This is a genomic window from Sphaerisporangium album (assembly GCF_003323745.1).
Classification (GTDB): domain Bacteria; phylum Actinomycetota; class Actinomycetes; order Streptosporangiales; family Streptosporangiaceae; genus Sphaerisporangium; species Sphaerisporangium album.
On sequence record NZ_QOIL01000009.1, the window covers coordinates 219,839 to 245,883 of the forward strand.

At 71.3% G+C, this 26,045-nt stretch carries 23 protein-coding genes, 1 tRNA gene and 1 other RNA gene; 9 read left to right on the forward strand and 16 right to left on the reverse strand.

The window, feature by feature from the left end:
• The first annotated feature begins 17 nt into the window (after positions 1-17).
• Both DQ384_RS17890 and DQ384_RS17895 read left to right on the forward strand, forming a co-directional pair.
• Positions 18-1,292: a pyridoxal phosphate-dependent aminotransferase gene (locus DQ384_RS17890; protein WP_114029971.1), complete on the forward strand. Its 1,275-nt coding sequence runs from the start codon at positions 18-20 to the stop codon at positions 1,290-1,292.
• 163 nt (positions 1,293-1,455) lie between these two features.
• Complete coding sequence (locus DQ384_RS17895) at positions 1,456-2,100, forward strand: GNAT family N-acetyltransferase (RefSeq protein ID WP_114030077.1); 645 nt, start codon at positions 1,456-1,458, stop codon at positions 2,098-2,100.
• 122 nt (positions 2,101-2,222) lie between these two features.
• On the opposite strand, the gene DQ384_RS17900 is transcribed toward DQ384_RS17895, so the two are convergent.
• Positions 2,223-2,705, reverse strand: a complete 483-nt coding sequence (locus tag DQ384_RS17900) for a hypothetical protein (protein ID WP_114029972.1) — start codon at positions 2,703-2,705, stop codon at positions 2,223-2,225.
• Positions 2,706-3,246: 541 nt separating this feature from the next.
• On the opposite strand from DQ384_RS17900, the gene DQ384_RS17905 reads away from it, so the two are divergent.
• Entirely contained in the window at positions 3,247-6,225 is a 2,979-nt protein-coding gene (locus DQ384_RS17905) for an AfsR/SARP family transcriptional regulator (RefSeq protein WP_245966570.1), read from the forward strand.
• A gap of 549 nt (positions 6,226-6,774) precedes the next feature.
• Positions 6,775-7,077, forward strand: coding sequence for a hypothetical protein (locus DQ384_RS17910; protein WP_114029974.1), 303 nt, complete (start codon positions 6,775-6,777; stop codon positions 7,075-7,077).
• A 3-nt stretch (positions 7,078-7,080) separates the two neighbouring features.
• On the opposite strand, the gene DQ384_RS17915 is transcribed toward DQ384_RS17910, so the two are convergent.
• The 4 genes from DQ384_RS17915 to DQ384_RS17930 all read right to left on the reverse strand — a co-directional run bounded on the left by DQ384_RS17915 (position 7,081) and on the right by DQ384_RS17930 (position 11,060).
• Positions 7,081-7,629, reverse strand: coding sequence for a dihydrofolate reductase family protein (locus DQ384_RS17915; protein ID WP_181871271.1), 549 nt, complete (start codon positions 7,627-7,629; stop codon positions 7,081-7,083).
• A 138-nt stretch (positions 7,630-7,767) separates the two neighbouring features.
• Entirely contained in the window at positions 7,768-9,192 is a 1,425-nt protein-coding gene (locus tag DQ384_RS43955) for a cellulase family glycosylhydrolase (RefSeq protein ID WP_114029976.1), read from the reverse strand.
• Between the two features lie 381 nt (positions 9,193-9,573).
• Entirely contained in the window at positions 9,574-10,164 is a 591-nt protein-coding gene (locus DQ384_RS17925) for a TetR/AcrR family transcriptional regulator (RefSeq protein ID WP_114029977.1), read from the reverse strand.
• Between the two features lie 248 nt (positions 10,165-10,412).
• Positions 10,413-11,060 (reverse strand): VC0807 family protein, encoded by a 648-nt coding sequence (locus tag DQ384_RS17930; RefSeq protein WP_114030078.1) that lies wholly within the window; start codon positions 11,058-11,060, stop codon positions 10,413-10,415.
• A 304-nt stretch (positions 11,061-11,364) separates the two neighbouring features.
• Between DQ384_RS17930 and DQ384_RS17935 the strand changes: the two genes are divergently transcribed.
• From DQ384_RS17935 to DQ384_RS17945, 3 genes are all read left to right on the forward strand, one after another.
• Positions 11,365-12,162 carry an SURF1 family cytochrome oxidase biogenesis protein gene (locus DQ384_RS17935; protein ID WP_114029978.1) on the forward strand — a complete coding sequence of 266 codons (798 nt, stop codon included), beginning with the start codon at positions 11,365-11,367 and terminating at the stop codon, positions 12,160-12,162.
• 64 nt (positions 12,163-12,226) lie between these two features.
• A complete protein-coding gene (locus DQ384_RS17940) occupies positions 12,227-12,805 on the forward strand; it encodes a putative glycolipid-binding domain-containing protein (protein WP_114029979.1) in 579 nt (192 codons plus the stop codon).
• A 135-nt stretch (positions 12,806-12,940) separates the two neighbouring features.
• Positions 12,941-14,137, forward strand: a complete 1,197-nt coding sequence (locus tag DQ384_RS17945; protein ID WP_114030079.1) for an amidohydrolase family protein — start codon at positions 12,941-12,943, stop codon at positions 14,135-14,137.
• A gap of 75 nt (positions 14,138-14,212) precedes the next feature.
• Here DQ384_RS17945 and DQ384_RS17950 read toward each other — a convergent pair whose 3' ends face one another.
• The 3 genes from DQ384_RS17950 to DQ384_RS17960 form a co-directional block, all read right to left on the reverse strand.
• Complete coding sequence (locus DQ384_RS17950; protein WP_245966571.1) at positions 14,213-14,575, reverse strand: YkvA family protein; 363 nt, start codon at positions 14,573-14,575, stop codon at positions 14,213-14,215.
• Between the two features lie 232 nt (positions 14,576-14,807).
• Positions 14,808-15,767, reverse strand: coding sequence for an LLM class F420-dependent oxidoreductase (locus DQ384_RS17955; protein WP_114029981.1), 960 nt, complete (start codon positions 15,765-15,767; stop codon positions 14,808-14,810).
• An 82-nt stretch (positions 15,768-15,849) separates the two neighbouring features.
• Positions 15,850-16,524, reverse strand: coding sequence for a TetR/AcrR family transcriptional regulator (locus DQ384_RS17960; RefSeq protein WP_114029982.1), 675 nt, complete (start codon positions 16,522-16,524; stop codon positions 15,850-15,852).
• A 214-nt stretch (positions 16,525-16,738) separates the two neighbouring features.
• On the opposite strand from DQ384_RS17960, the gene DQ384_RS17965 reads away from it, so the two are divergent.
• Entirely contained in the window at positions 16,739-17,674 is a 936-nt protein-coding gene (locus DQ384_RS17965; RefSeq protein WP_147268816.1) for a hypothetical protein, read from the forward strand.
• Positions 17,675-17,809: 135 nt separating this feature from the next.
• Here the strand turns inward: DQ384_RS17965 and DQ384_RS17970 are convergent, their stop codons facing one another.
• The 7 genes from DQ384_RS17970 to ffs form a co-directional block, all read right to left on the reverse strand.
• Positions 17,810-18,922 (reverse strand): aspartate-semialdehyde dehydrogenase, encoded by a 1,113-nt coding sequence (locus tag DQ384_RS17970; RefSeq protein WP_181871272.1) that lies wholly within the window; start codon positions 18,920-18,922, stop codon positions 17,810-17,812.
• On the reverse strand, positions 18,919-20,193 hold the full coding sequence (locus DQ384_RS17975; RefSeq protein ID WP_114029984.1) for an aspartate kinase: 1,275 nt from the start codon (positions 20,191-20,193) through the stop codon (positions 18,919-18,921). The genes DQ384_RS17970 and DQ384_RS17975 overlap by 4 nt, the downstream gene beginning before the upstream one ends.
• Before the next feature lie 143 nt (positions 20,194-20,336).
• The gene (locus DQ384_RS17980; protein ID WP_114029985.1) at positions 20,337-20,867 is read right to left on the reverse strand and encodes a DUF5063 domain-containing protein; all 531 of its coding nucleotides are present in this window, start codon (positions 20,865-20,867) and stop codon (positions 20,337-20,339) included.
• Entirely contained in the window at positions 20,860-21,459 is a 600-nt protein-coding gene (gene recR / locus DQ384_RS17985; RefSeq protein WP_114029986.1) for a recombination mediator RecR, read from the reverse strand. Before recR ends, DQ384_RS17980 begins: the two co-directional genes overlap by 8 nt.
• A gap of 5 nt (positions 21,460-21,464) precedes the next feature.
• Positions 21,465-21,812 (reverse strand): YbaB/EbfC family nucleoid-associated protein, encoded by a 348-nt coding sequence (locus tag DQ384_RS17990; RefSeq protein ID WP_220182992.1) that lies wholly within the window; start codon positions 21,810-21,812, stop codon positions 21,465-21,467.
• A gap of 701 nt (positions 21,813-22,513) precedes the next feature.
• Complete coding sequence (locus tag DQ384_RS17995) at positions 22,514-24,658, reverse strand: DNA polymerase III subunit gamma and tau (RefSeq protein WP_114029987.1); 2,145 nt, start codon at positions 24,656-24,658, stop codon at positions 22,514-22,516.
• Positions 24,659-24,760: 102 nt separating this feature from the next.
• Positions 24,761-24,856, reverse strand: an RNA gene (gene ffs / locus DQ384_RS18000) — signal recognition particle sRNA small type.
• A 229-nt stretch (positions 24,857-25,085) separates the two neighbouring features.
• Between ffs and DQ384_RS18005 the strand changes: the two genes are divergently transcribed.
• Positions 25,086-25,171 (forward strand) — tRNA-Ser (locus tag DQ384_RS18005).
• Between the two features lie 137 nt (positions 25,172-25,308).
• Here the strand turns inward: DQ384_RS18005 and DQ384_RS41305 are convergent.
• Complete coding sequence (locus DQ384_RS41305; protein WP_181871273.1) at positions 25,309-25,968, reverse strand: hypothetical protein; 660 nt, start codon at positions 25,966-25,968, stop codon at positions 25,309-25,311.
• Positions 25,969-26,045 lie beyond the last annotated feature (77 nt).

Below are 26,045 nucleotides of genomic sequence, written 5' to 3' on the forward strand. Positions count from 1 at the left end.
GCGAGGAGGTTATCGCCGTGAACATCACGCTTTCGGCCACATTGGCGGCTAACGAGGAAATCACCCGAAGACGCCGCGCCGGGCAACGGGTCCTGAACCTGGCCTTCGGAGAGGCCGGCCTCCCCGTCCACCCGGCGCTGCGCGAGCGTCTCGCCGCGGCCTCGCCGGACAACGGCTACGGTCCCGTGGCCGGCGCCGCCTCCCTGCGTGAGGCCGCGGCCGGGTACTGGACCCGCAGGGGCCTGCCCACCGACCCCGGCCTGGTCGTGTGCGGCCCCGGCAGCAAGCCCCTGCTGTACGCGCTGCTGCCGGCGATCGGCGGCGACATCGTGTTGCCCGCGCCGAGCTGGGTCAGCTACGCGGCCCAGGCCGACCTGGCCGGCGTCCGCCCGATCATGGTCCCGGTGCCCCCCGGCGAGGGAGGGGCACCCGACCCGGAGCGGGTGGCCGAGGCCGTACGGCGGGCCCGCGCGTCGGGGCGTACGGTCGGGTCGATGCTGGTCACGCTGCCGGACAACCCCACCGGCAGGCTGGCGAGCCCCCGCACCGTGCGGCGCCTGGCGCAGCTCGCCCGCGACCTGGACCTGATGATCATCTCCGACGAGATCTACCGCGACCTCGTCCACGACGAGCGGGCCGCGTTCCTCAGCCCCGCCGACGTCGCCCCCGAGCGGACCGTCGTCACGAGCGGGCTCAGCAAGAGCCACGCCCTCGGCGGCTGGCGCATCGGCGTCGCGCGGCTCACCTCCGCCCCGCTGCGCGACCGGCTGCTCGCCATCGCCTCGGAGATCTGGTCCAGCCCCGCCGCACCGGTGCAGCACGCGGCCGCGTACGCGTACACCGAACCGCCGGAGCTGGTCGAGCGCGTCGCGGCGAGCAGGAGGCTGCACGGCATCGTGGCACGCGCGGTGGCCGAGCGTTTCGCCCGGGCGGGCGCCCGCGTCCACACCCCGCAGGGCGGCTTCTACCTCTACCCGGACCTGGCGCCGCTCGGGCGGTTCGCGACCTCGGGTGAGCTGGCCGCGTCCCTGCTCGACGGGCACGGCGTGGGCGTGCTGCCCGGCACGGCCTTCGGCGACGCGCCCGGCGCGCTGCGCGTGCGGGTGGCCACGAGCCTGCTGTACGGCGAGGCGGAGGAGCAGCGGCTGGCCGCGCTGAGCGCCGACCGACCGCTGGAGCTTCCCTGGGTCGCCGAGTCGCTCGCGCACCTCGGCGAGGCGCTCGACGCGCTCACCGATCGACGTCGCTACGCCGCGTGGATCCCGCCGACGCTGGTTCCGGCCACCCCGTAGCCTTTATTGCCGAACCTTTACCTTCGCGAGAGCCCTGGCGATCATGGACAACAGTGCGCTGACCTGCGGTTTCATGCTTCGCATCACCGCTTTCCCGGACACGCACCAAGTTGTTCCACATGATTTGGCCCAGCGTATGCAGGGGAGCCCTCATCATGTGCTCATGCCCGCTTTTGTCACCCTGTCCGGGCGCTCCGTGCGCCTGGAACCACTCAGCCTCGCGGTGGTCGACGACCTGGTCGCCGCGGCGAGTGAAGACCGCTCCACCTACGCCTTCACTCGGGTTCCCGCAGGCCGGGAAGAGATGACCTCGTACGTCGAGGCGGCTCTGGCTGAGCAGGCGGACGGCCGCACGTTGCCGTTCGCCATCCGGTGGCTCCACACCGACAGAATCGTCGGTGCCACCCGTCTGATGCACCTGGAGTACTGGCAGGGTCCCCTGCCGTGGCCTCCGGGAACGCGGGGCGTGGTGGGCGAGGTCCCGTCCGTGGCGGACATCGGTTACACCTGGCTGGCCGCATCGGCCCAGGGCACCAGCGTGAACCGGGAGAGCAAGTTCCTCATGCTCTCGCACGCCTTCGAGACCTGGCAGGTCCACCGCATCACCCTGAAGGCAGACGTACGCAACCAACGCTCCCGGGCCGCCATCGAAGCCCTCGGCGCACACCTCGACGGGGTGCGGCGGGCGGAGAGCCGAGGCGCCGACGACACGGTCCGAGATACGGCGTACTACTCCATCCTGAGTTCCGAATGGCCGGGCGTCCGAGAACGGATGCTCGGGAGGCTGGGCCTCCTGGAAGCGGCGTGACGTCCCCGTCCCTGCGATGAACTCATGGAACACACGGCCCGCCCGGAAGCTTCGCCGCTTCCGGGCGGGCCGTGCTGTTCTCCCCACCGTTTCCCCGCTGCCCCCGTGTCCCCCCGGGAGGATTACTCCTGGTCGTCGCTCTCGTAGACGTAGTCCCAGCGGCCGCAGTAGACCTTCTTGTTCTGGTAGTTGTCGAAGTAGCAGACGCGGACCTGCGCGGTGTCGACGTCGTCCTCGAAGAAGTGGAACGAGCGGTAACCGCTGGAGCCGCACTTCTTGGCCCAGTAGGTGGACTCGTCACCGTCGGAGTTCTCGAACTTCACCTGGACGTAGCCGCACAGGTAGTTCGGGGAGTTCTTGTCGTAGAGCTTGCCGCTGACGTGGATGCGGGAGTCGTCGTCCTCCCACACGTCGCCGCGGGCCTTGGCGCGGGAGCCGTGGAAGTACTTCGAGTACTCGTAGCCCCACTGGTCGTCGAAGTCGAAGGTGGCGGCGGCCTTCGTGGTCGTCGCGGCGTTCGCCGAGGTGGCGAGGGCCGGCACGCCCACCGCGAGGACGGTGGTGGCGGCGGCGAGTCCCAGCATGGTACGGATCGAGCGGCGCATCTTGGTTCTCCTGATCTGAGGGGTTCCCCGGTTTTCCTGCTGCCCGGGGCGTACGTCCAAGTAATAGAACCGAGCGCCTGCAAGTCACTTACAACGGCCTTACGTCGCATGCAGAGCGCTTGAAGGGGCGGTCACGTCGTTTTTCCGGTGACCGCGACGAGGCTCCCGCCGGAGCCGGACGTGTGCGGAGAATTCGCGATGAGCGCGTTCGATCCGGGACGGCCCCCGCCGGGCCGGATCGCGTACCGAATATGTGCGGCCCTGCCGGATCCGTGTCAGGGCCGGATCCGGCGGTGAAGGCCCGCGTCGCGTGTGGCCGCCCCCGCACCGGGGCCACGCTCGACTGCCCTCAGCATGGACGTGCGGGGTCAACGCGAAATCAACGGGCAATCAACGCCTGGATTAACGTAACCGCCATCGCATAGGGACTTGAAGCACGGGGGATCTATGCTTTGGTTACAAACGGCAAAAGGGTGGGGAACTCAGGACAATGGCTGGTCATGGCGATGAGGCTGGCCTTCGCTTCGCGGTACTCGGGCCGGTGCTGGCCTGGCAGGACGGCCGGGAGCTGGAACTGGGCACGCCACTGCAACGTTCCATCCTCGCCATGCTGCTGCTCCGCGAGGGCAGGGCGGTGTCCCCCACCGAGATGATCGACGCCATCTGGGGGGACGAGGCGCCGCCCCGGGCGCTCGGCGCGCTGCGCACGTACGTCTCCCGGCTGCGCGCCGTGCTCGAACCCGACCGCTCGCCGCGCATGCGCCCCGAGCTGCTGACCTCGGTCGGACGCGGCTACGCGCTGCGCCTGCCGCCGGGCGCCTTCGACCTGGCCGAGTTCGAGCGGCTCGTCACCGAGGCCGAGACCGAGCGCCGCGCGGGCGACCTGCCCGGAGCCGCCGGCACCCTGCGCCGCGCCCTCGGCCTGTGGTCCGGCGAGCCGCTGGCCGGAGCCGTCGGGCCGTACATCGAGAGCCAGCGCGGCCGTCTCGTCGAGCGCCGCGTCGGCGTCGTCGAAACCCTCATGGAGCTGGACCTGGAGCTCGGCCGGCACGCCGACGTGGTCCACGAGCTCATCGCGCTGACCTCCGAGCACCCGCTCAGGGAACGCCTGCGCGGCCAGCTCATGCTCGCCTACTACCGGTGCGGCCGGCAGGCCGACGCGCTCGCCGTCTTCGGCGACATCCGCCGCGCGCTGGTCGAGGAGCTCGGCATCGATCCGGGCCACGAGCTGGCGTCCCTGCACCAGAGGATCCTCGCCGCCGACCCGCACCTGGCCTGGGCCAAGGCGCGGCCGGTCCGCCAGAAGCCCGCGTCCGACGGGGACGGCAGGGCCGAGACCCCCGCCGCCGGCGCGGACGCCGGGGACGGCGAGCACGAAACCGTCCAGGAGATGCCGCGCCCGGCGCAGCTCCCCGCCGCCGTGAACGACTTCACCGGCCGCAGGGAGGTCGTGAACCGGCTGCGCACGCTGCTGACCAGCGTCAGCGGCGGCGAGGGCGTGCCGGTCGCCGCCGTGTCGGGCATCGGCGGGGTCGGCAAGACGACCCTCGCGGTGCACGTGGCCCACTCGCTGCACGAGGTGTTCCCGGACGGGCAGCTGTACGCGGACCTGCGCGGATACGGCGAGGAGCCGACCGCCCCCGAGTCGGTGCTCGCGGCGTTCCTGCGCGCGCTCCGCATCCCGGTCGACATCATCCCCGACGGCCTGGCCGAGCGCGGCGCCCTGTTCCGCTCGCTGCTCGCCGACCGCCGCATGATCGTGCTGCTGGACAACGCGCGCGACGCCGAGCAGGTCGAGCACCTGCTGCCGGGCACCGCGGGCTGCGCGGCGATCGTCACGAGCCGGGGCAAGCTGGCGGACCTGCCGTCGGCCCGGCTGGTCGACCTGGAGGTCATGGAGCCCGAGGAGGCGCTGGGGCTGTTCGCGGCCGTCGCCGGGCCCGAGCGCGTGGCCGTCGAGCACGCCGCCGCCATGGACGTGGTGGCCATCTGCGGCTTCCTGCCGCTCGCCGTCCGCATCGTCGCCGCGCGGCTCGCGGCCAGGCCCGCCTGGACGGTCGCCTCGCTCGTTCCCCGGCTCGCCGACGAGCGGCGCCGCCTCGACGAGATGCGCATCGGTCACCTGGGCGTCCACGCCACCTTCTCCCTCGGCTACGGGCACCTGGACGCGGCGCAGGCCCGCGCGTTCCGCCTGCTCTCGCTGCCGAACGGCCCCGACGTGTCGGTCCAGGCGGCGGCCTCGCTGCTGGGGCTGAGCATGACGGAGACCGAGGACATGCTGGAGTCCCTGGTCGACGTGAGCCTGCTCGAAGCCCCCGCGCCGGGTCGTTACCGCTACCACGACCTGCTGCGGCTGTTCGCGCGCAAGCAGGTCGAGCTCAGCGAGAGCGCGGACGCCGTCGCGCAGGCCCTGCGGCGGCTGCTCGGGTTCTACCTCGCCTCCGCCCAGGCCGCGCACCGGCTCGCGTACGAGGGCAGCGTCATCTGCGCGCACCTGGTGTCGCTGGGGGTCCCGGGCCGGACCTTCGCCAGCGCCGACGAGGCCGTCACCTGGCTGACGATCGAGGCGGAGACGCTGTTCGCCGCCATCGGCCAGGCCGCCGAGTCCGCGCGTACCCCCGAGAGCCTGCTGCCCGCCGCCGACCTGCTGCTCGCCATGGAGCCGCTGCTGGAGTCGGGCGCGTTCGCCCGTGAGTTCGCCGGGCGCGCGAGCGGGATGCTCGCCGCGGCGCAGGCCATCGGCGACAAGGTGAGCGAGCTGCGCTGCCGGTACGTCCTCGGGCGGGTGCTGTTCGTGGCGAACCGGCTGCGCGACGCCGACACCGAGTTCCGCACCGCGCTGGAGCTGGCGGAGGTCACCGGCGACGCCATCGTCAACGGGGAGATCCTCAACGCGCTCGCCGTCGTCGCCGGGCGCAGGCGCCGGCACGAGGAGGCGCTGGCCTGGTTCGACTCGGCGCTCAAGGCGTTCAAGGAGAGCGGCGCGGTGGGCGGGGAGGCGCTCGTGGCCAGCTACTCGGCCCGCGACCACCTCGCCCTCGGCAGCGTCGACGAGGCCATCGCCGCGGCCGAGCGCGGGCTGTCGCTGTTCTCCGAGCTCGGCAGCGGCGCCGGGATGGCCCGGGCGCGCTACCAGCTCGGCGTCGTGCTGTCCCGCGTGGGGCGGCTGACCGAGGCCGTCGTCCACCACGCGGAGTGCCTGGACTTCTTCCGCGCGGGCGGGCAGAAGGTGTGGGAGCAGCGGGTCTGCTGCCGGCTGGCCGAGACCTTCATCACCGCCGAGCGGTACAAGGACGCGGCCCGGCACGCCGAGCAGGCGCTCACGCTGAGCAGGGAGATCGGCCATCCGTACGGCGAGGCGCTGTCGCTGACCGTCCTAGGACGGGCGCTCGCCGGGCTCGGCAGCGTCCGGCGCAGCGGTGACTGCCTCAAGCGGGCCCTGGACATCTTCACCCGGCTGGGATCCCCCGAGGCCGACGACCTCAGAGCCCTGCTGAAGCTCGATCAGATCAGCGATTAGGTCGCGGACGCTGAAGGGGTCGTCGTCGAGCCTCGTCATCCGCACGTGATTGATCACCTTTGACCTACCGTGTCCTGATCGAGTGCCGCACTTGCCCGCACGGCTCAGCGGAAAGTATCCGGATCCACACTCAACGGTGACGGATATATGGAAGGCTCACATCCGCCGTTAAGTGCTTGGAGCTGAAGTGCCTTGATCTGGTGGTGAGGTGCCCGGCCGGCCGTCTGCCACCGCGTGACGCTGGGGGCCCGGTGGTCACCGGTCGCGCCTCGCGGCGACCGGCCGCCTCGCATCGACGACCGGCCGGACGTGACACGGACCTCGAACCCCCCAAGTTCCGTGCCGACACCGCAAGGCTCGCCCCCGGGGCTCAATGTCCGATCAACACCGGATCAACACCACGAAAGCCGCCTGATGGGACATGTGGGACATCGGCCGAATCACCTGGGGCACCGGGCGGGCAAGCTCCTCGCAAGCGGCGGTCAAGGGGGTACAGGTATCACAGGGGGACGCGATAACCGCGCCAGGAGTTGCAAGGAGCGGATCCCGATGTTGATTCCGTGCTACGCATGTGAGTCCCGGTTCCGGCCGGACGAGTATTTTCTCGCCTGCCACGACTACGACCGCGGCATGGACCTCGTCGCGTGGACGTGCCCGAGCTGCGGCAACCGCGACGACCTGCGGGTTCTGCCCGACGCCATCGGCTTCGGCTACCCGCGCCACGGCCGCTTCTCCGTTCAGGACCGCTTCCGGGTGCCCGGCCTGCGACGCCGCCGGCAGGACCTGCGCCTGGACATCACCCTGGACAAGGAGGTCTGGCGCGTCCCGACCACGCTGCGCCAGTGGGCCTAGACGTCACTTGAGGACGGGGAAGGTCAGCTCCGTCCTCAAGGGGAACTCGCGCACGCGCGGCGTCCCCAGCTCGACCGGGCCCGCCCTGAGCGCGCCGAAGAGGCGGACGCCGTCGCCGAGCAGCACGGGCACGAGGTGGATGCGGATCTCGTCGAGCAGGCCGTCGTCGAGGCACTGCCGCGCGATGTCCGGCCCGCCCATCACGTAGACGCCCCCGTCGCCCGCCGCGGCTCGGGCCTTCTCCACCGCGCCGCGCACGTCGGCGACGAAGGTGAACCGCGGCCCGGCGTCGTCCGGCACGTCGTGGGACACCACGAAGTAGGGGACGGGCACCGGAGGCTCGCCGCCCCAGCCGCCCGACACGTCGTACGTCCGCCTGCCCGCCACCACCGCGCCCGTCCACGACGTCCGCATCAGCTCGCGCACCTCGGGCCCGAAGACGGTCTGCCCGGCGTCGGCGAACACCCAGGCGTGCAGCCGCTCGGTGTCGTGGTCCGGGGTCGCGACGAAACCGTCCAGCGACATCGTGATGTCCAGCACGACCGTACCCATGGCAGCCTCTTCCGATGATCCCCGGCGCCCGTCGAACATACGCGCGGGCGCGAATCCGGGGCAACCCGAGCCTGGGGTCATCAGGGGTGGGTCCCGCACGGACGGCGTGCCGCGCCGCCCGTGCGGGACCCGGGCCGGTCAGCCCGTCGGGAAGTCGTCAGGCGTCCGGATCCGGTCACGGACCCAGACACCGGCCGGCTTCAGGCGCGAGGTGCCACTGAAGGAACCGCCCGGGCAGGTCCCTCCCGTGAACACCGCGCCGGACCGCGAGTCGTCGGAGTAGTTCCAGTTCGTCCAGCTGATCTTCTTCTGCGCCATCAGGTCGATGTACTGCTGCGCCCGGGTGAAGTCGTTGCTCCCGTCGCCGCTCGCCGTCTGGGTGCCGAACTCGGTGACGAACATGGGGATGCGGTCGGCGGCGCGCGAGAGGGCGTTCAAGTACTCGGTGCCGTGCGAGGCCGCGTAGAAGTGGAAGGTGTACATGATGTTGGTGGCGTTGACCGGATTGTTGATCACTTCGGTCTCGGTCGCGCCGTCGGAGACGCCGAGCGAGGACCACGCCCGCGTGCCGACGAGGATCGGCGTGTCGGGGTCCTGGGCGCGGATCACCGGGATCAGCTCCTCGGCGTAGCTCTTGACGCGCGACCAGGCGACGCCGTTCGGCTCGTTGGCGATCTCGTAGAGCAGGTTGGTCTTGGCGTTGTGACGCTGGGCGATCTCGGTGAAGAACGTCTTCGCCCTGCTCAGGTTGTAGTTCGGGTCGCCCGGGGTGAGCATGTGCCAGTCGACGATCGCGTACATCCCCCGGGCGGTCGCCATATCGATGAGGGTGTGCACGCGGTCGGTGAACAGGCGCGGGTTCGTCTCGTAGCCGTCCTCCTGGATGTACATGGAGATGCGCAGGACGTCCGCGTTCCAGTCGCGGGCGAGCGCGTCCAGCGAGGCCGTGTTCAGGCACTGGTAGTACCACTGGAGGCCGTGGCTGCTCATGCCGCGGAGCTGGATGGGCTTGCCGTACTGGTTGCACAGCTTGGTGCCGCACACGCGGAGCTGCCCGTTGATCGAGGCGGGGGTGCCGCCTCCGCCGCCGGTGGTCACCTCGACGTCCACGTAGTCCAGGTTCGGGCCGCCGTTCGCGGTGGTCGCGGTCGCGCGGATCGTGTTGGACCCGGCGTTCACCGGCGCGCTGACCGTGGTGGAGGCCCAGGTGGTCCACGCGCCCGTTCCGTTGAAGGCGAGGTTCGCGGAGACGGCCGTGCCGTTGACGGCGATGGTCATGGGACGGTTGACCGTGGTGCCGTTGGCGTACCGCAGCGTGATCGCGGCCGTGCCGGCCGACGCCGCGTTCACCGTGAACTGCACGTAGCCGCCGGTGAGGTTGTCGTAGTTGACGAAGCCGGTTCCGCTGTATCCGGCATGGTTGGATTCCACGAGTCCCTGGGAGATGGTGGCGTTCTCCGCTTCGTACCGGGTCGCCGCCGCTCCCGCGCCGACCGGCGCGAGGGGACCGACAAGCATTGTGAAGATCGCGGTCAGGACAAGAGTGCGCACGAGATGTCGCATGATCGCTCCCTGGTGGAGGACAAGTGATCGGCGCCCCGCGGGACGCCTCAGGTCCGGCCGCCATGAGGCCGGTGCGCGCTGGTGTTCATCCGCATATCCCCCCATATTTCGGGCATCGGGAGGCCCCCGGATCGTCGAGTTCGTCACGCTTTCCCTTCGTTAGGAAAGTTAACTAACAAGTGATCCGGAGGATATGGTCACGGCGAAAGGAGGGCAAGACCCAATTATTGACTGGACAGTCAGAACGGCCGGGCGTCGTGCCCCCCTCGGTCCAGGCCTCACGCCGCCCGGCCCACTCCGCCCTTCCGGTCGCCCGGCCCGCTCCGCGCTTCAGGTCGCCGAGCCCGCTCCGCTCTTATGTCGCCGAGCCCGCTCCGTGCGTCACGCCACCCGGAGGCTGAGCCAGGCGGCCTCGCAGAGGGCCTTGACCTCCTCCTCGGTGGGCTGGTGCGCCCCGGTGAACCACAGGCGGCACATCTCGGTCGCGGGCCCCAGCCACAGGACGTAGCACATCGTCGGGTGAACGGGCCGCAGCACGCCGTCCTTCATGTGGGGGCGCCACCAGTCGGCGACCTGGCGGAAGAACGCGCGGCGCGACTCGGCGATCTCGGGGCCGCCCGGCTCCTCGCGCCGGGGCGGACGCTCGCTGATCAGGATGCGGGCCCGCTCGGGGTGGCTGCCGCACCAGGCCATGTGCATCGCGACGATCGCCTCGATGCCGCCGCGCGCGGTGTCGTGCCGGAAGAGCTCGTCCAGGAACGCCTGCTGGTACATGGTCTGGATCTCGGAGTACAGCACCCCGAAGACGTGTTCCTTGCTGGCGAAGTGGTGGTAGAAGCTCCCGACGCTGACGCCGCTCTCCTCGCGGAGGCTGGCCAGCGTGGTGGAGGAGACCCCGTCCTGGCTGAAGCGGCGCAGGGCCCCCTCGATGATGCGGGTGCGGCCGTCACGTCCGTTCTTCGCGCTCTTCACACCGTCAATGGTGACCCAACAGAACCTTGTTCTGCAAACCTGTACCATGCCAGGCCGTGACGCCTGGACGACGGCCTGTTCGGCCGGGGGTTCAGATCGCCGATGCGCGCGATGATCTCGACGGTACCGCACCCGACACGCACCTCGGCATCCGGCCACCACCGCCTGACGATCGCGAGCACCTTGCGGTTCTCGCCCATCACGTCCGGCCCTACCGCGACCCGCCCGTCCTACACGCCCTGCGCCGCCTACGCGCAGAGGGTGCGCAGCACGCGCCGGAAGGCCAGCAGCGACGCGCCCGCCGCGAGCACCATCAGCACGGCCACCGCCGCCGTCCGGACGATCAGATAGGTCTCGATCGACTCGCTGAACAGCAGCCACAGGCTCAACGACCCGTTGGCGAACTGGACCAACCCCCAGAGCAGCGACAGGTGTACGAAGAACCGGCGCATCCGGGGGTGGTGCATCAGATACTCGGGAATCGGGACGAGGTCGGTGGTCACCCGCTGGATCAGCGGGCGCGGCGCGGCCGCCGTGCCGAGGAAGGCCAGGCTCGCGCAGAAGACCCCGAGCGTCGGCTGGAGGAAGTAGATCACGACGTCGCCGGTGACGAGCGCGAGCGCCGCCCGCACCGTGATCGCCAGCATCGCCAGCAGGACCGTTCCCGGCACGGTCTGGCGCCGGACCAGCCGCAGCGCCACCCCTCCGTACACCCAGGCCACCGCCATGACCAGACCGCCGTTCATGCCCGCGACCAGCAGCCCCGCGTAGAAGACGGCGACCGGGAGGATCATGCCCTCCAGCACGCGGGGCGCCGCGTGCCGGACCAGGACGGAGAGCCTCGGCAACACCGGCTGCGGCGCGGCGGGCGGCAGGGCGAGACTGGACGCGGTCATGTTCGAGAGGGCTCCTGAGGACAGAGCGACGACGGCCATCGGCGGGCGATCCAGACGACCGTACGGCATGCCCTGGCCATCCGCGAGCGGTTCCACGAGATCATGATCGGAGGGTGGCGACGCCTTCACCGCGCCCAAGGACGCCCATGGCACGACGCCTCCCCGAGCCTCCGCGCGGCCGCGTCCGTCCGGCTCCGCCGTGCCGCGACCTGGGGGAACGCGCCCGACCTGCCGCGAGGCCGGGCGGGCGGCCCCGGGCATGGCCGGGTGACGGACCACCTCCCGCCCTGCCTACGCTGAATGCGTGTACCGGTTCCTCCTCACGCCCCGCTGGCTGGCGCTTCACGTGCTGGTCCTGGTGCTCATCCCCGCGTTCGTCTTTCTGGGCAGATGGCAGTTCGGGCGGTGGGAGGAGAGGTCCGCGGCGAGCGACGTCGCCACCCGCAATCTCGCGGCGGCCGCGGTCCCCCTCGCCGACCTGGACAAACCCGGAGCTTCTGTCCCCGACGCGCTGCGCTTCCGCCCCGTCACGGCCGCCGGCCGCTACGACCCCGCCGGAGAACTGCTGGTCAGGCGTCGCACGCAGAACAGCCGGCCGGGCTTCTACGTGCTCACTCCCCTGGTGACCGCCGACGGCACGGCCGTCATCGTCAACAGGGGCTGGGTGAAGGCCGGGCCGACCGCGGACGCGCCTCCGGAGGTCCCTCCGCCCCCGGCCGGTGAGGTAAGTATCACCGGCCGGCTACGCCCGGCGGAGACGGAGGACAACACCGGCATCACCGAACGCAGCGGACTTCCACCCCGCCAGGTTCTGCTGATCGACACCCCGTCCCTCGCCAAGCGGCTGCCGTACAGGCTCTACGGCGGGTTCGTCGAGCTGACGGCGCAAAACCCCAGCTCGGCGACCGCGCCCGAGCCCGTCCCCGACCCGGACGTGGGCGGTGGCGGCGGTCTCAACCTCGCCTACGGCGTGCAGTGGTGGCTGTTCATCGCGATCGCCATCGGCGGCTGGATCGCGCTGATCCGGCGCGAGGCGCGCGACCTGAAGGCCGAGCGCGAGCCCGCCAGGGACTCCGGCGTCGTCCCCAGCGCCGGACGGTAGGAACCACGATCACCGGGCAGCCGTTCTTCACCGCGAACGCCGCTTTCGACGCGTGGAGGCGCGGATGCCATCGATCGTGTGGGTGAAGGACGAAGGCGCCGAATACGCGCATGTGGACATCTCCGACGGGCGCCTCACCGCGACGGGGACCGCCGTCGGCGCGGTCCCCGTGCCCTACCGGCTCGAATACGAGCTGGTGACCGGCCGGCAGTACGTGACCGAGGCGCTGAGCGTGCGCGCGCAGGGGGCCGAGTGGTCGCGGGCGATCGACCTCAAGCGCAACGCCGGGGGGACGTGGACGTGCACGGTGGAGTCCATCGGGGCCCTGGAGGGCCCCGCCCCTGGCGCCGACCCGGCCGTGCTCGCGGGCGCCCTCGACTGCGACCTCGGGCTGTCGCCTCTCACCAACACCATGCCGGTGCTGCGGCACGGCATGCTGGCGGGCGGCGAACCGGTCGACTTCGTGATGGCGTGGGTGAGCGTGCCGCACCTGGCGGTGAGCCGGGAGCCGCAGCGGTACACGCCTCTGGGCGGCGGCGTGGTGCGTTTCACCAGCGAGGGATTCCAGGCGGACCTGACGTTCGGGGCCGACGGGCTGATCTCGCGGTACCCCGGCCTCGCGCAGCAGGTCACGGCTCCCTGACCGGTTTTATCCGCTCTCGTCACGTTATTTGGTAAGAAGCTTGACCACGCTGGGCGGCCGTCCGCGTGCTAACGGATACCAACCGGAGACCTCCCAGCTTGTCTGGTGTTATTCCTGCGGCATACGGTTTTCCTCGTGAACACATCGCTGCCCCCTGACCCCGAGCCAAGGCGGCGCGATTATGTGATCATCAGCGTCGACGATCACCTGATCGAGCCGCCGGACGTGTTCGAAGAGCGGCTCCCGCAGAAGTACGTCGACGTCGCGCCCAAGGTGGTCGAGACCGAGGCCGGCCACCAGGTCTGGCGGTACGGCGGCGGCACCTACGCCTGTGCGGGCATGGACGTCGGCGCCGGTCTCCCGCGTGAGCAGTGGACCCTCGACCCGGTCCGGTTCGAGAACATGCGGCCCGGCTGCTACGACATCGAGGCCCGCGTCGGCGACATGGACATCGCGGGCATCTGGGCGGCCATCAGCTTCCCCGGCATGCTCGCGGTGCAGTCCGGCATGGCGTTCGCCAAGACCCGCGACCAGGACCTCGGGCTCGCCCTCACGCGGGCGTACAACGACTGGCACTGCGACGTCTGGGCCGGCACCTACCCCGAGCGCATCATCGCCCTCCAACTGCCCTGGCTCCCCGATCCGGAGGTCGCCGCCAAGGAGATCCGGGCGAACGCCGCGCGCGGGTTCAAGGCCGTCGTCTTCCCCGAGTTCCCGACGCGGCTGCGCCTGCCGTCCATCCACACCGGCCATTGGGACCCCTTCTTCGCCGCGTGCGAGGAGACGGGAACGGTGCTGTGCCTGCACACCGGCGCCTCGTCGTGGTCGCCCGTGCCCTCGCCGGACACCCCGATCGAGGCCATCACGACGATGATCCCGGCGAGCGCGATGTTCGCCTGCGCCGACTGGCTCTGGTCGGGCGTCCCGCTGCGGTTCCCCAAGCTGCGCATCCTCATCGTCGAGGGCGGCGTCGGCTGGCTTCCCATGCTGTCCGCCCGCGCCGACTACGCGCTCGACCACCCCGTGGCGGGCGAGGCCACGTGGGAGGGCGGCCTGAAGCCCAGCGAGGTCCTGCGCCGCAACTTCTACTTCGGCACGCTGGACGACTACGCCCTGTCCGGCGTGCGGCTGGCCGTCGGCCTGGAGCACGTGCTGCTCGAAAGCGGCTACCCCCGCTCGGAGTCGACCTGGCCGGACGTCCAGAAGGCCCTCGCGCGCAACCTCGGCAGCCTGCCGCCCGCCGACATCGCCCGGGTGGCCTACGGCAATGCCGCACGCCTCTTCGGTCACCCACTGCCGTCCCGCGCCTGGCTCCTCAGGGAAGAGCTCTAGACGCCCGCTCACCGCTCGCCCGGGCCCGCCCCACGCCGTGACCATCGAGCGGGCCCGCGAGCGGCTCAGGAGCGGCTACAGGGTCTCGCCGGTGACCCTCTTGCGCTCCCAGTCGAGGTAACGGCCGCTCTCGCCGAGCAGGGACGACATCAGCCACAGGAACACGCCGAAGTCGTCGGTCACGCCGATGATGGGCAGAAAGTCGGGGATCACGTCCACCGGCGAGACGATGTAGCCGATCGCGAGCGCCATCAGCAGGAGCTTGTTCCTGCCCAGATCACGGTAGTCGCCGCGCACCGCGCCGGAGATCATCCTCGGCAGGGCCCTGACCCGGGCCATGAGACCGGGCGAGCCCGGCCGGTTGACCTCCTGGTAGACCCGGTACGCGGCCGCCGCGCGACCGGCCCGGCCCACGGAAGACCCGCGACCCTTGATCATGATGGTCCCCTCCGTCTGTGCCCGCGTTCCCGCGGATACGTCGACCGCGCGACTACCCCCACGCGCACTCGGATAACGCTCGGCCCGCGCCGGCGGTTCCTGCTCCCGTCCCGGCACAGGACTGTCACCGTCCCGGAAGGGAACCCTTCACCACCGCCGGTCCCCGTCCGCGGGCACGGATTCAGGCGCGGATCGAGGCACGGATTCAGGCGCGGCGTTCGGCGTCAGCCGTTCAGGACGCCGCCGGGGCGAGGTCGCGGACGGCCCGCGGGATCGGCGTCCCGCCGCCCGGGATCGGCGCCAGCACGGGCGTGGTGAGGCCGCTCCGGACGTACTCGCGGACGCGCGCCCGGCACGTGGCCGCGTCCCCGTGCACGACCAGCTCGTCCACCAGCGCGTCGGGGACGGCCGCGAGCGCCGCCCGGCGGTCGCCCGCCGCCCAGGCCTCCCGCATCGGGCGCAGCGTCTCGCCGCGGCCCAGCCACTCGTGGAACGCCGCGTACGCGGGGACGGTGAGGTACGCCGTCAGCATGCGCCTGGCCCGCTCGCGGACCGCGGCGGCGTCCTCGCTCACGCAGACGAACAGGCGGGCGATGAGCTCGACGTCGGGCCCGATCTCGGCCCGCACCTTCCGCACGTCCTCCGGGGAGACCCAGTTGGTGATCGCGCCGTCGGCCTCGCCCGCCGCGAGCGCCAGCATGCGGGGGCGCAGCGCGGCCAGCACGATCTTCGGAGGGATGGCGGGCGCGCGTTCCAGGCGGAACCCGTTGATCTCGAACGTCTCGTACTTCTCGGTGACCTTCTCGCCCGCCAGGGCCCTGCGCAGGAAGCGCAGGGTGTCGCGGGTGCGGGCGTAGGGCGCGGCGTACCGGCCCGCGTTCCAGTCCTCGACGATCACCGGGGAGGACGCGCCGATGCCGAGCACGAACCGCCCGGGCGCGAGGTCGGCGAGCGTCGCAGCCGACATCGCCAGCAGCCCGGGGCCGCGCGTCGAGACCGGCACGATGGCGCTGCCGACCCGGAGCGCGGGGGCCCAGTCGGCGGCCAGGGCGAGCGGGACGAAGCCGTCCGCGCCGTTGACCTCGGCGCTCCAGGCGTCGGTGTAGCCGAGATCCGGCAGTTCGGTCACCAGGGCCTTGGACTCGGCCATGGTGGCCCCGACGAACGGGATCGTGATGCCCCAGCGGTCCACCGTCCACCTCCTGGGAACCGACCATACCAACCGGACGGTATGCCGAGAAGCGGCGCGCGTACCCCACGTCCGCCGGGCGAGGTCAGGCTCTCAGCTCCCGCATGGCGGTCAGGAAGTCCTTCGTCACCCCGCGCAGACCGGGCAGGTGCGACAGGCCCACCAGCCGGTCGATCAGCGGGACCATCACCTCGATCAGCCGGTACGTCCGCTGGCAGCCGGGCGAGGTGTCGTGCACCCAGTAGAGGATCATCCCCATCGACGCCAGCCACAACAGCTCGGGCAGTTCCTCGCGCAGTTCGGCGTCGATGCGCGCGTCCGACCCCTCGACGACCTGGCGGTAGAGGGCGATCGCCGCCTCGCGGGCCGGCGTCGACTCGCCGCTGAACGGGCTCAGCGGGTTGCTCGGCTCCGAGGCGTGCTTGAAGAACTTGACGGCGAAGTCGTGGTACGGATCGGACACCCTGACCCAGGCGCGCAGCACGCCGCTCAGCCGCGCCGCGAACTTCCGCTCGGCCGCGAGAAGATCACGGCAGGCGGCCTCGTGCTCGCACTGCGCGCGATCGTAGTACGCCTGGACGAGCTGCTCTTTCGATGAAAAGTAGTAGTAAGCGTTTCCTACGGAGACCCCCGCCTCGGCCGCGATGGCCCGCATGGTCGTCGCCTCGTACCCACGCTCCCTGAAGAGGCGGAGGGCCGTCTCGACGATGACTTCCCGGGTCTTCTCTCCTCCACGCGCCCTCGGCGTCGATTCGACCACGGGGCCACTGTACGGCCCGGAGCCCTTCAAGGTCACAGACGAACAGCTTGTCCGCCATTTTCCCGCAAAAACACGCAGAGTAGTGGAGTCAGCACTTTCTGTGGATGGGATAGATCCCTCGTGGCGGAGGGGCGCCCTGCGACAGAGGACGAATATGGGTTTGCATCCCTGCGGACGCGGGCCCGCGTGGCTTGGTGCCTGCGCGTTGCTCGCCGTGCAGATCACAGTGACGGGGCTGGCCTCCGCGCGGCCCGCCTCGGCGGCGACGCCGCGCCTGCAGTCCGCCACCGGCGCGAACGGCCCCACCCACGGCGCGCGTCACCGCCCCGAGACCGGCTCGCCATCGCGGTCCGAGCCCGGCACCGCCGGCGCGCTCACCTGGGCCGCGACCGGTTCGCCGCCCCGCGCCCGGACCGGCGCCCTCACCCGCGCCACGGCCGCCCGTGCGGCGACCGGCTCCCGCACGCGAGCCGCGACCGGGTCACCCGCGCGTGCCGGGACGAAAGCCCTCGCCGCGGCCGGCGGAAGAGCGCTGAAGCGGGGCCGTACGGCCGCACCGGCGCGGACCACGCCCGCGCGATCCGCCGCGGGCACGAACACGCCGCGCCTTCGCGCGCTGCACAACGCGCTGCCCGCCACGCGTTACTCGACGAGCGCGACCAGGCTCAGCCGTGCGGCCGCCGCGGCGCAGGCGCGGGCGGCCCGGGTGGTCAGCCCCGTGCTGTGGCGGCAGCACCGCGTGTACGGGGCCGTGCGGCTCCAGCACCCGCAGGCCGCGCGCCGCCTGCGCCACGCGGGGCTGGGCTGGCGGTCGTCGGGCCACTGCGCGAACCGCCACCGGCGCTCGTGCACCTCGCTGGACGCCGTACGCCTAGGGACGCTGTGGGGCGTGGTCAACCTGAAGCGCCGAAGCGGCTGCCCGGTCGTGGTGACCGGCGGCACCGAGGTCGGCCACGCGAACGGCGCGCACAGCCACGGCGCGGGCTACAAGCTCGACATCGAGCACAACAAGTGCATCAACCGGTTCATCCGGAAAATGCACCGGGGCCAGGTGCGCGGCGACGGCGCCGACATCTTCTACGAGCGCCGCCCCCAGGGCTACACCATCTACGCCAACGAGCCCAGCCACTGGGACATCATGTTCCTCTGAGCCACCAAGCGCTCCCGGCACGCGCGGGACAGGGGGAGTGCCGAAGCGGGAGCTCCCCCTGTCCCATGCGAAGTCGGCGGTACCGGAATCCGGCCCGGAGCCGGCGCGGCCGCGGGTCCGCCCTGGGCGGCCCGCTCAGCGGGACCGGAACTCCGCGGCCACCAGCTCGGCGATCTCGGCGGTGTTCAGGGCGGCGCCCTTGCGGAGGTTGTCGCCGCACACGAACATGTCGAGCGTGTTCGGGAAGTCGAGGGCCTGGCGGATGCGGCCGACATAGGTCGGATCGGTGCCGACGACGTCGGCGGGAGTCGGGAACACGCCGTTGGCCGGGTCGTCCAGGACCACCACCGTGGGAGCGGCCTCCAGCACGGCCCGCGCGTCCTCGACGGTCACCGGGCGGTCGAACGTCGCGTGCACCGCGAGCGAGTGGGTGGTGACCACCGGAACCCGCACACAGGTCGCGGAGACCTTAAGGTCGGGGATGCCGAGGATCTTGCGGGACTCGTTGCGGACCTTGAGCTCCTCGGAGAACCAGCCGTCCTCCTTCAGCGACCCCGCCGCCGGGACGACGTTGAAGGCCAGCGGCGCCGGGAACGGCGAGTCGACCAGGTCGGGGACGGCCTTGCGGACGTCGCCGGCCACCGTGCCGAGCGTGCGGTTGCCCGCCACCGCCTCGATCTCGTCGTACAGCCGCTCGGGCCCCGAGACGCCCATGCCGGACACGGCCTGGTAGGACGCCACGACGAGCTCCCGCAGGCCGTACGCGCGGTGCAGCGCGCCGAGGGCGGCCATCATCGACAGCGTCGTGCAGTTGGGGTTGGAGATGATGCCCTTGGGGCGCTCGCGGACCTGCTCCGGGTTGCACTCGGGCACCACGAGCGGCACCTGCGGGTCCATGCGGAAGGCGCCGGAATTGTCCACCGCGACCGCGCCGCGGGACGCCGCGATCGGCGCCCACTCGGCCGACACCTCGTCGGGCACGTCGAACATGGCGACGTCGACCCCGTCGAACGCCTCGGGCGACAGTGCGACGACCTCGACCTCCCGGCCGCGGACCAGCAGCTTCTTGCCCGCCGAGCGCGGCGAGGCGATCAGGCGGATCTCGCCCCACACGTCGGGACGGCCGGAGAGGATCTCCAGCATGACCGTGCCGACGGCGCCGGTGGCGCCGACGACGGCGAGGGTGGGCTTGGCGGCGTTCACTGCGAGGTCGCCTTCCGCGCCGGCGTGCTCTGACGGAATGCTCATCGTCCGGTACCTCCGTACACCACGGCCTCGACCTGGTCGGCGTCGAGGTCGAACGCGCGGTGGGCGGCGGTGACGGCGGCGTCGACGTCCTCCTGCCCGACGATGACCGAGATGCGGATCTCGGAGGTCGAGATCATCTCGATGTTGACGCCGGCGTCGGCCAGCGCGCCGAAGAACTTCGCGGTGACGCCGGGGTGGGAGCGCATACCGGCGCCGATCAGCGAGACCTTGCCGATCTGGTCGTCGAAGAGGATCTTCTCGAAGCCGATCTGGCCCTGGATGCGCTTGAGCGCCGTGACGCCGACCGTGCCGTCGGCGGAGGGCAGCGTGAAGGAGATGTCCGTGCGCCCGGTGGCGGCGGCCGAGATGTTCTGCACGATCATGTCGATGTTGATCTCGGCGTCGGCGAGCGTGCGGAAGATGGCCGCGGCCTCTCCGACCTTGTCGGGCACGCCGACGACGGTGATCTTTGCCTCGCTCCGGTCATGCGCCACGCCGGAGATGATCGGCTGCTCCATCACGTTTCCTTCGAAGTTGGGGTCGGAGACGACCCAGGTGCCTTCCCTGCTGCTGAACGAGCTTCGGACGTGGATCGGCAGGGTGAACCGCCGGGCGTACTCCACGCAGCGCAGGTGGAGGATCTTGGCGCCGCACGCGGCCATCTCCATGGCCTCCTCGTACGAGATGCGAGGAATCTGGCGGGCGGCGGAGACGATGCGCGGGTCGGCCGTGAAGATGCCGTCGACGTCGGTGTAGATCTCGCACACGTCGGCCTCGAGCGCCGCCGCGAGCGCGACCGCCGTGGTGTCGGAGCCCCCGCGGCCGAGCGTGGTGATGTCCTTGGTGTCCTGGGAGACGCCCTGGAAGCCGGCCACGATCGCGATCTGGCCGACGTTCACCGCCTCCCGGATGCGGCCGGGCGTCACGTCGATGATGCGCGCCTTGCCGTGCGTCGAGTCGGTGATCACGCCGGCCTGCGAGCCGGTGAACGAGCGGGCCTCGTGGCCGAGGTTGGCGATCGCCATCGCCAGTAAAGCCATCGAGATGCGCTCGCCGGCGGTCAGCAGCATGTCCAGCTCGCGGCCGGGGGGCAGCGGCGACACCTGCTGGGCCAGGTCGAGCAACTCGTCGGTCGTGTCACCCATCGCCGAGACGATGACCACGACGTCGTTGCCGGCTTTTTTCGTCGCGACGATCCGCTGAGCCACGCGCTTGATACGCGCGGCGTCGGCGACGGAGGAACCACCGTATTTTTGGACAACGAGCGCCACGGGATGTCTCCCAAAGGTTCGGTCTGCGGAGCTCACAGTCTACTTGCGCGTCCTGAAGGCCCAACTGAATTGGCCAGCATGTGGACAACCGGGCGCGACACGCCGCCGAAACGGCCTTCCTGTGGATAACTCCGCCCCTGGAATCAGGCGATCGTCGACTCCTCCACGACGTCGAGCCTGGTGTGGGCGACGAGCGCCTGAAGGGCCCGCATCGCCGCGCCGGCGTGGTTGCCCCAGGTGTTGAAGTAGGAGTACTGCCACCACCACAGCGCCTCCAGGGGGCGCCCCGCGCGGTAGTGCCCGAGGCCGTGGACGAGGTCGGCGGCGACGGCCGTGAGGTCGTCCGACAGCCGGTAGGGCGTCACGCCGGTGTCCTTGTACGGGTCGAACACCTCCGCGTAGTCGTCCACAGGGCCCAGGCGCGTGGCCAGAGCCGTGCGCACCCCGTCCAGGTCAGGGTCGGGACCCGTCGCGGGCTCGAAATTGCCCTGCAGGATCACGTCCTGGACGGCCCCCAGCTGGGCTCCGGCCAGGCTGACCTGGGAGACCTCGACCAGCAGCATGGCGAGCATGGCGTCACCGCCCTCGCCGCTCGCCAGCCTCGTCAGCCCGTCGAGATAGTTCTGCGTATGCGCTGCGACACTGTCGGCAAGAGCATTCCACTCGTCAAACATCCAGCAGCCTCCGTCCTTCGAAAGCGCGGCCCAAAGTGACCTCGTCGGCGTATTCGAGGTCTCCGCCCACTGGCAGACCGCTGGCCAATCTTGTGACTTTCAAACCCATCGGTTTGACCAGACGGGCGAGATAGGTCGCCGTGGCCTCACCTTCGAGGTTCGGGTCGGTCGCGAGGATGAGCTCGGTGACCTGCCCGTCCGCCAGCCGCGTCATCAGCTCGCGGATGCGCAGATCGTCGGGGCCGACGCCCTCGATCGGGCTGATCGCCCCGCCGAGCACGTGGTAGCGCCCGCGGAACTCGCGAGTCTTCTCGATGGCGACGACGTCCTTCGACTCTTCCACCACGCAGATGACGTGCGGGTCGCGCCGGACGTCCCGGCAGATCCGGCATTCCTCTTCGGCCGCGACGTTCCCGCAGACGCGACAGAAGCGGACCTTCTCCTTGACCTCCAGCAGCACGTGCGCCAGACGTTTGACGTCCACAGGATCCGCGGAAAGTAAGTGGAAGGCGATCCGCTGCGCGCTCTTCGGACCGACGCCGGGCAACAGGCCGAGCTCGTCGATCAGATTCTGGACGACCCCCTCGTACATGGCGGTCAGAACCCCGGAAGCTGGAATCCGCCTCCGCCAAGACCTTGCGCCAGCGGGCCGAGCTTCTCCTGCTGCAACTCGGCGGCCGCGCGGACGGCGTCACGAACCGCGGCGATCACCAGATCGGCGATCGTGTCCGCCGTGTCCTGCGGGTCGCCGGGGTCGACGGCCTTGGGACTGATCTTGAGCTCCAGCAGCTCCCCACTGCCGTTGACGGTCGCGACGACGAGGCCGCCACCTGCGGACCCCTCGATCTGCGCGTCGCTGAGCTCCTGCTGGGCCGTCGCGAGCTGCTGCTGCATGAGCTGCGCCTGCTCCAGCAACTGCTGCAGATTGACATCCCCTGGATTCACGATCGTGCGCTCCTCATGGCTTCGCGTGTGGCACGAGCCTACGGTGTTTGCCACGCATGTTGCACTGGCGCACGGCGGTGTTCACGTGGCCACGCCGCCCGGACGGGTCCTGTGGTCACCACCCGCCGCAGGTGAGACGCCGCTCGCGGAACGACGACCACGCGCCCGCGTCGCCTGTGGGCGCGTGGATCCCCGCGCGCGCAGGGCGATCCGGCCCGGCTGGACGACCCCGCGCGCCGCCGTTCCCTCCTCCGCGGAGGGTCGCCGCCCTCGAACCCCGATGGTTAACGGCAGAGTCCGCGCGAGGTAAACGCCCGACCCCCGCCGCCATGTCCGGAGCGCGCGTTCCGCCCTGACCGCTACCCAGGTCATCCCTGATTCGGTCAGGAAACTCCCAACACCGGCAAAGAACCGGGCAACACCATCGCCCGACGCCCGCGGCAGCGCCCGCCACGACCAGGTGCGATGCCCACCCAAGATCACCCGGCCCCCTCCCGCCCACCACGACCCCTACACCGGCAAAAACCCGGGCAACACCGTCACCCGACGCGCGCGGCAGCCCCCGTCACGACCAGGTGCGGTGTCCACTCGTGATCGCCCGCTCACCGCGGTCCTTCTCATCCGGCGCCGGGGCGGGAAGTGGTACGGCGAATCCGGCGCCGCCGTACGGCGGGTCACCGATGAACGCGCGTGGACGGTGACTAGGCGTGGTCGATCTCGCCGATGATCTGGCCGCCGAGCTCACGCTGGACCAGCGCCATGCCCGACAGCGAGCCCGCGTCGGCGTCGGCGTCGTTGTCCGGATCGACCTCGTCGGCCTCCGAGGGCGACGGACTCGAACGGCCGGGCACCGTCTCCGGCCAGCCGGACTGCCGGGGACCCGCCTGGGCCGCCGCGTGCGCCGCCGAACGCGCCGCGGCCAGCCCCGTGCTGACCGGCGCCGGTCCGCGGCCGGGTGGCGGCCCGTCGTCGTCCGGAGGCGGCGCGTCCGGCCAGGGGTCGTCCGAGTGGGACGACGGCGCCTGTGGACCACTCGGCTGCCGCCGCGCGGGCGCGCTCTGGACCTGCGCGCGGGGAGCCTGCGGCGGGGACGGCGGCGCGTTGTTCTCCGGACGGGACGGCGAGGGACGCGCGGCCGGAGCCTGGCGCGCGGGCGGCGCCGCGGCCGGGGGGGAGTTGCCGACGACGGCCTCGACCTTCCAGGTGCCGCCCAGGACCTCGGCGATGGCCGCCGCCACCACGGTGTCCTTGGTGCCGCCGACGAAGTTGCGCATCGCGCCGACCTGGTGGAAGCCGAGCGTGACGATGTTGCCCTCGACCCCGACGAGCTGCGAGTTCGTGCTGACGTTCGCCCAGACGGCGAGCGAGCGCCGCTTGAGCACGTCCAGGACCTGCGGCCAGGCCTGCTGGAAGGCGCCTCCCGGAGCAGCGACCTGCGCCGGCGGGGGAGAGGCGGGCTCGGGCCCGCGCTGCGGCGCGCCCGGCCTGGACGGGGCGGGCCAGTCGTCGGCGGGACGGGCGGCGGCCGGTCGGCTCTCGGCCTGCGCGGGCTGCTGGACGGACTCGGGCCGCGAGGCGGGCGCCTGCGCCGCGGCCTCGGCCCTCGGTGGCTGCGAGGGCTCCGCGGTGGGCACGAGGCGCGGCCCCGAAGGTACGAGGCCGGGAGCGGACGAAGGCACGGCGGCCACCACCCCGCCGCGCTCCAGGCGCTCCAGGCGGGCCAGCATCGCGGCCTCGCCCTGCTCGGCGGCGGGCAGCAGCACGCGGGCGCACATGAGCTCGAGCAGGAGCCGGGGAGACGTCGCGCCGCGCATCTCGGTCAGCCCGGCGTTGAACACCTCGGCGGCGCGGGTCAGCTCGGCCGGGCCCATCGAGGCCGCCTGCCCGGCCAGCCGCTCCAGCTCGTCGGCCGGGCGGTCGAGCAGGCCGCTGGCCCCCGCCTCGGGAACGTTGGCGAGCACGACCAGGTCACGGAACCGTTCGAGCAGGTCCGTCGCGAACCGGCGAGGATCGTGGCCCCCCTCGATCACGCGGTTGACCGCCGAGAACACCGCGGCGCCGTCACGCCGGGCGAAGGCCGCGACGATCTCGTCCAGAAGATCGGAGTCGGTGTACCCGAGGAGCGAGACGGCGCGGGCATAGGTGATGCCGGCGTCGTCGGCGCCCGCCAGCAGCTGGTCGAGGATCGACAGCGAGTCACGGGCCGAGCCGGCGCCGGCGCGCACCACCAGCGGCAGCGCGGCGGGCTCGTACGGCACCGACTCCGACTCGAGGATCTCCTCCATGAGCTGCCGCAGCGTCGCCGGCGGCATGAGCCGGAACGGGTAGTGGTGGGTTCGCGACTTGATGGTGCCGATGACCTTTTCGGGCTCGGTGGTCGCGAAGACGAACTTCAGGTGCGGCGGAGGCTCCTCGACGAGCTTGAGCAGCGCGTTGAAACCCTCGCGGGTCACCATGTGCGCCTCGTCGATGATGTAGATCTTGAACCGCGCGGACACCGGCGCGAAGAACGCCCGCTCGCGCAGGTCACGGGCGTCGTCCACGCCACCGTGGGACGCGGCGTCGATCTCGATGACGTCGAGGTGGCCAGGCCCGGCGGGCCCGAGCGCCACGCAGGACTCACAGACGCCGCACGGGTCGGGCGTCGGCCCCTTCTCGCAGTTCAGCGAGCGGGCGAGGATGCGCGCGCTGGAGGTCTTGCCGCACCCCCGTGGCCCACTGAACAGGTAGGCATGGTTGATGCGCCCCGTGCGCAGCGCCTGCCTCAGCGGCTCAGTGACGTGTTCCTGACCCTTGACCTCGGCGAACGTCCCAGGCCGGTATTTGCGGTAGAGGGCGAGACTCATGCCGTCTCCTCGCCTAGGGGGTCGGAGTGCGAAGTGGAGACCCCGGGACGCCTCACGCGGGCCATCGGCTCGCTCACGTGACGACATCACCCCGGTCCCCAGCGAAGAGACCCCTCGCACACCCGCCAGAGCCCGCTTATCCTTGCTGCCTTCCGGCCCTGGGGAGGTTCACAGGATGACGCCGCGCGAGGGGTCCTGTCACAGTCTAACCGTGCCCGGCAGTGCTCGTGGCCCCAAGACGAGATCACGGAGACCGATTCCCCCGCCCTGCCGTCGAGTGACCCCGCTCAACCCACCGAGACTCCCCCTCAGCCCGCCAAGACTCCCCCGCCCGGCCCGCGAGACGTCCCGCGCCCGGCATACCGAGACCGATTCGTGGCTCCCACCGTGGTCCGCGCGCCCCGCGAAGTCCGGTAAGCTTCTCGGCGGAGGATTCGCCTAGTTGGCCTAGGGCGCACGCTTGGAAAGCGTGTTGGGGGCAACCCCTCAGGAGTTCGAATCTCCTATCCTCCGCGCTTGGTTGAGCAGCAAGAACACGAAGGGCCCCGGACCGATCCAGCCGGGGCCCTTCGTGCGTTCGCACTCGGTCTCAGTCCAGCCCGTGGGTTCGGACCGGGAGGGGCCGAGTTCGTGACCGGCGGGCGGCGGGGTCAGGGGCAGACGTCGTCGAGGGTGCAGACGAGCCGGGCCATCCGCGCCGCGTCGGCCGCGTGCCGGCGGAAGTCGGCAGGGCGGGGCGCGCCGGACGCCTCGTCGGTGTGGGCGTAGAGAAAGACGACGCCGCCCTTGCGGGCGACCACGGCGCGCTGCCCGTGGATCGTCGGCTTCGTCCCCTGGTAGTACTGCATGGCCACGTGCAGCGCCTCGGCCCCGATCCGAGCAGGAGTGCCCGTCCACACCGCGTCACGGCCGTCCCCGGCGCTGTCGGCCAGGCGGGCGCAACGCCGCAGCGCGGACCGCAGGTCCTTCATCGCCTTCTTGGCCGCCCTGACGGTCCGGTAGCGGGTGACCTCCTCGATCTGGGCCGCGGCCGGCGCCTCCAGCCAGGTTCGCCGTACCGAGACCCGGTCCTTCGTCCCCAGCCGGGCGTCCTGGCACGGGTTCACCCAGAGGATGCCGCGGGCCTGGTTCGTGACGTGCCACCTCGGCGGGCCGTCCGGGGCGACCACCGGCTCGGGGCGGTCACCGCGCTCGTAGATCAGGAACCCCTTGGGGATGCCCGCCGCGGCGTTCGCGGTGCCGGCGCCGAGCCCGTACACCGCGACCGCCATGGCGGCCCCCGCACTGATCATGATCCGGCTCTTCGTCATCCGCGCCCCCTGTGGTCGTCGGCGGCTCCTCTCGCCGCCGTACTCATCCCTCTTCGACCACCCGGACGGCGCGAATG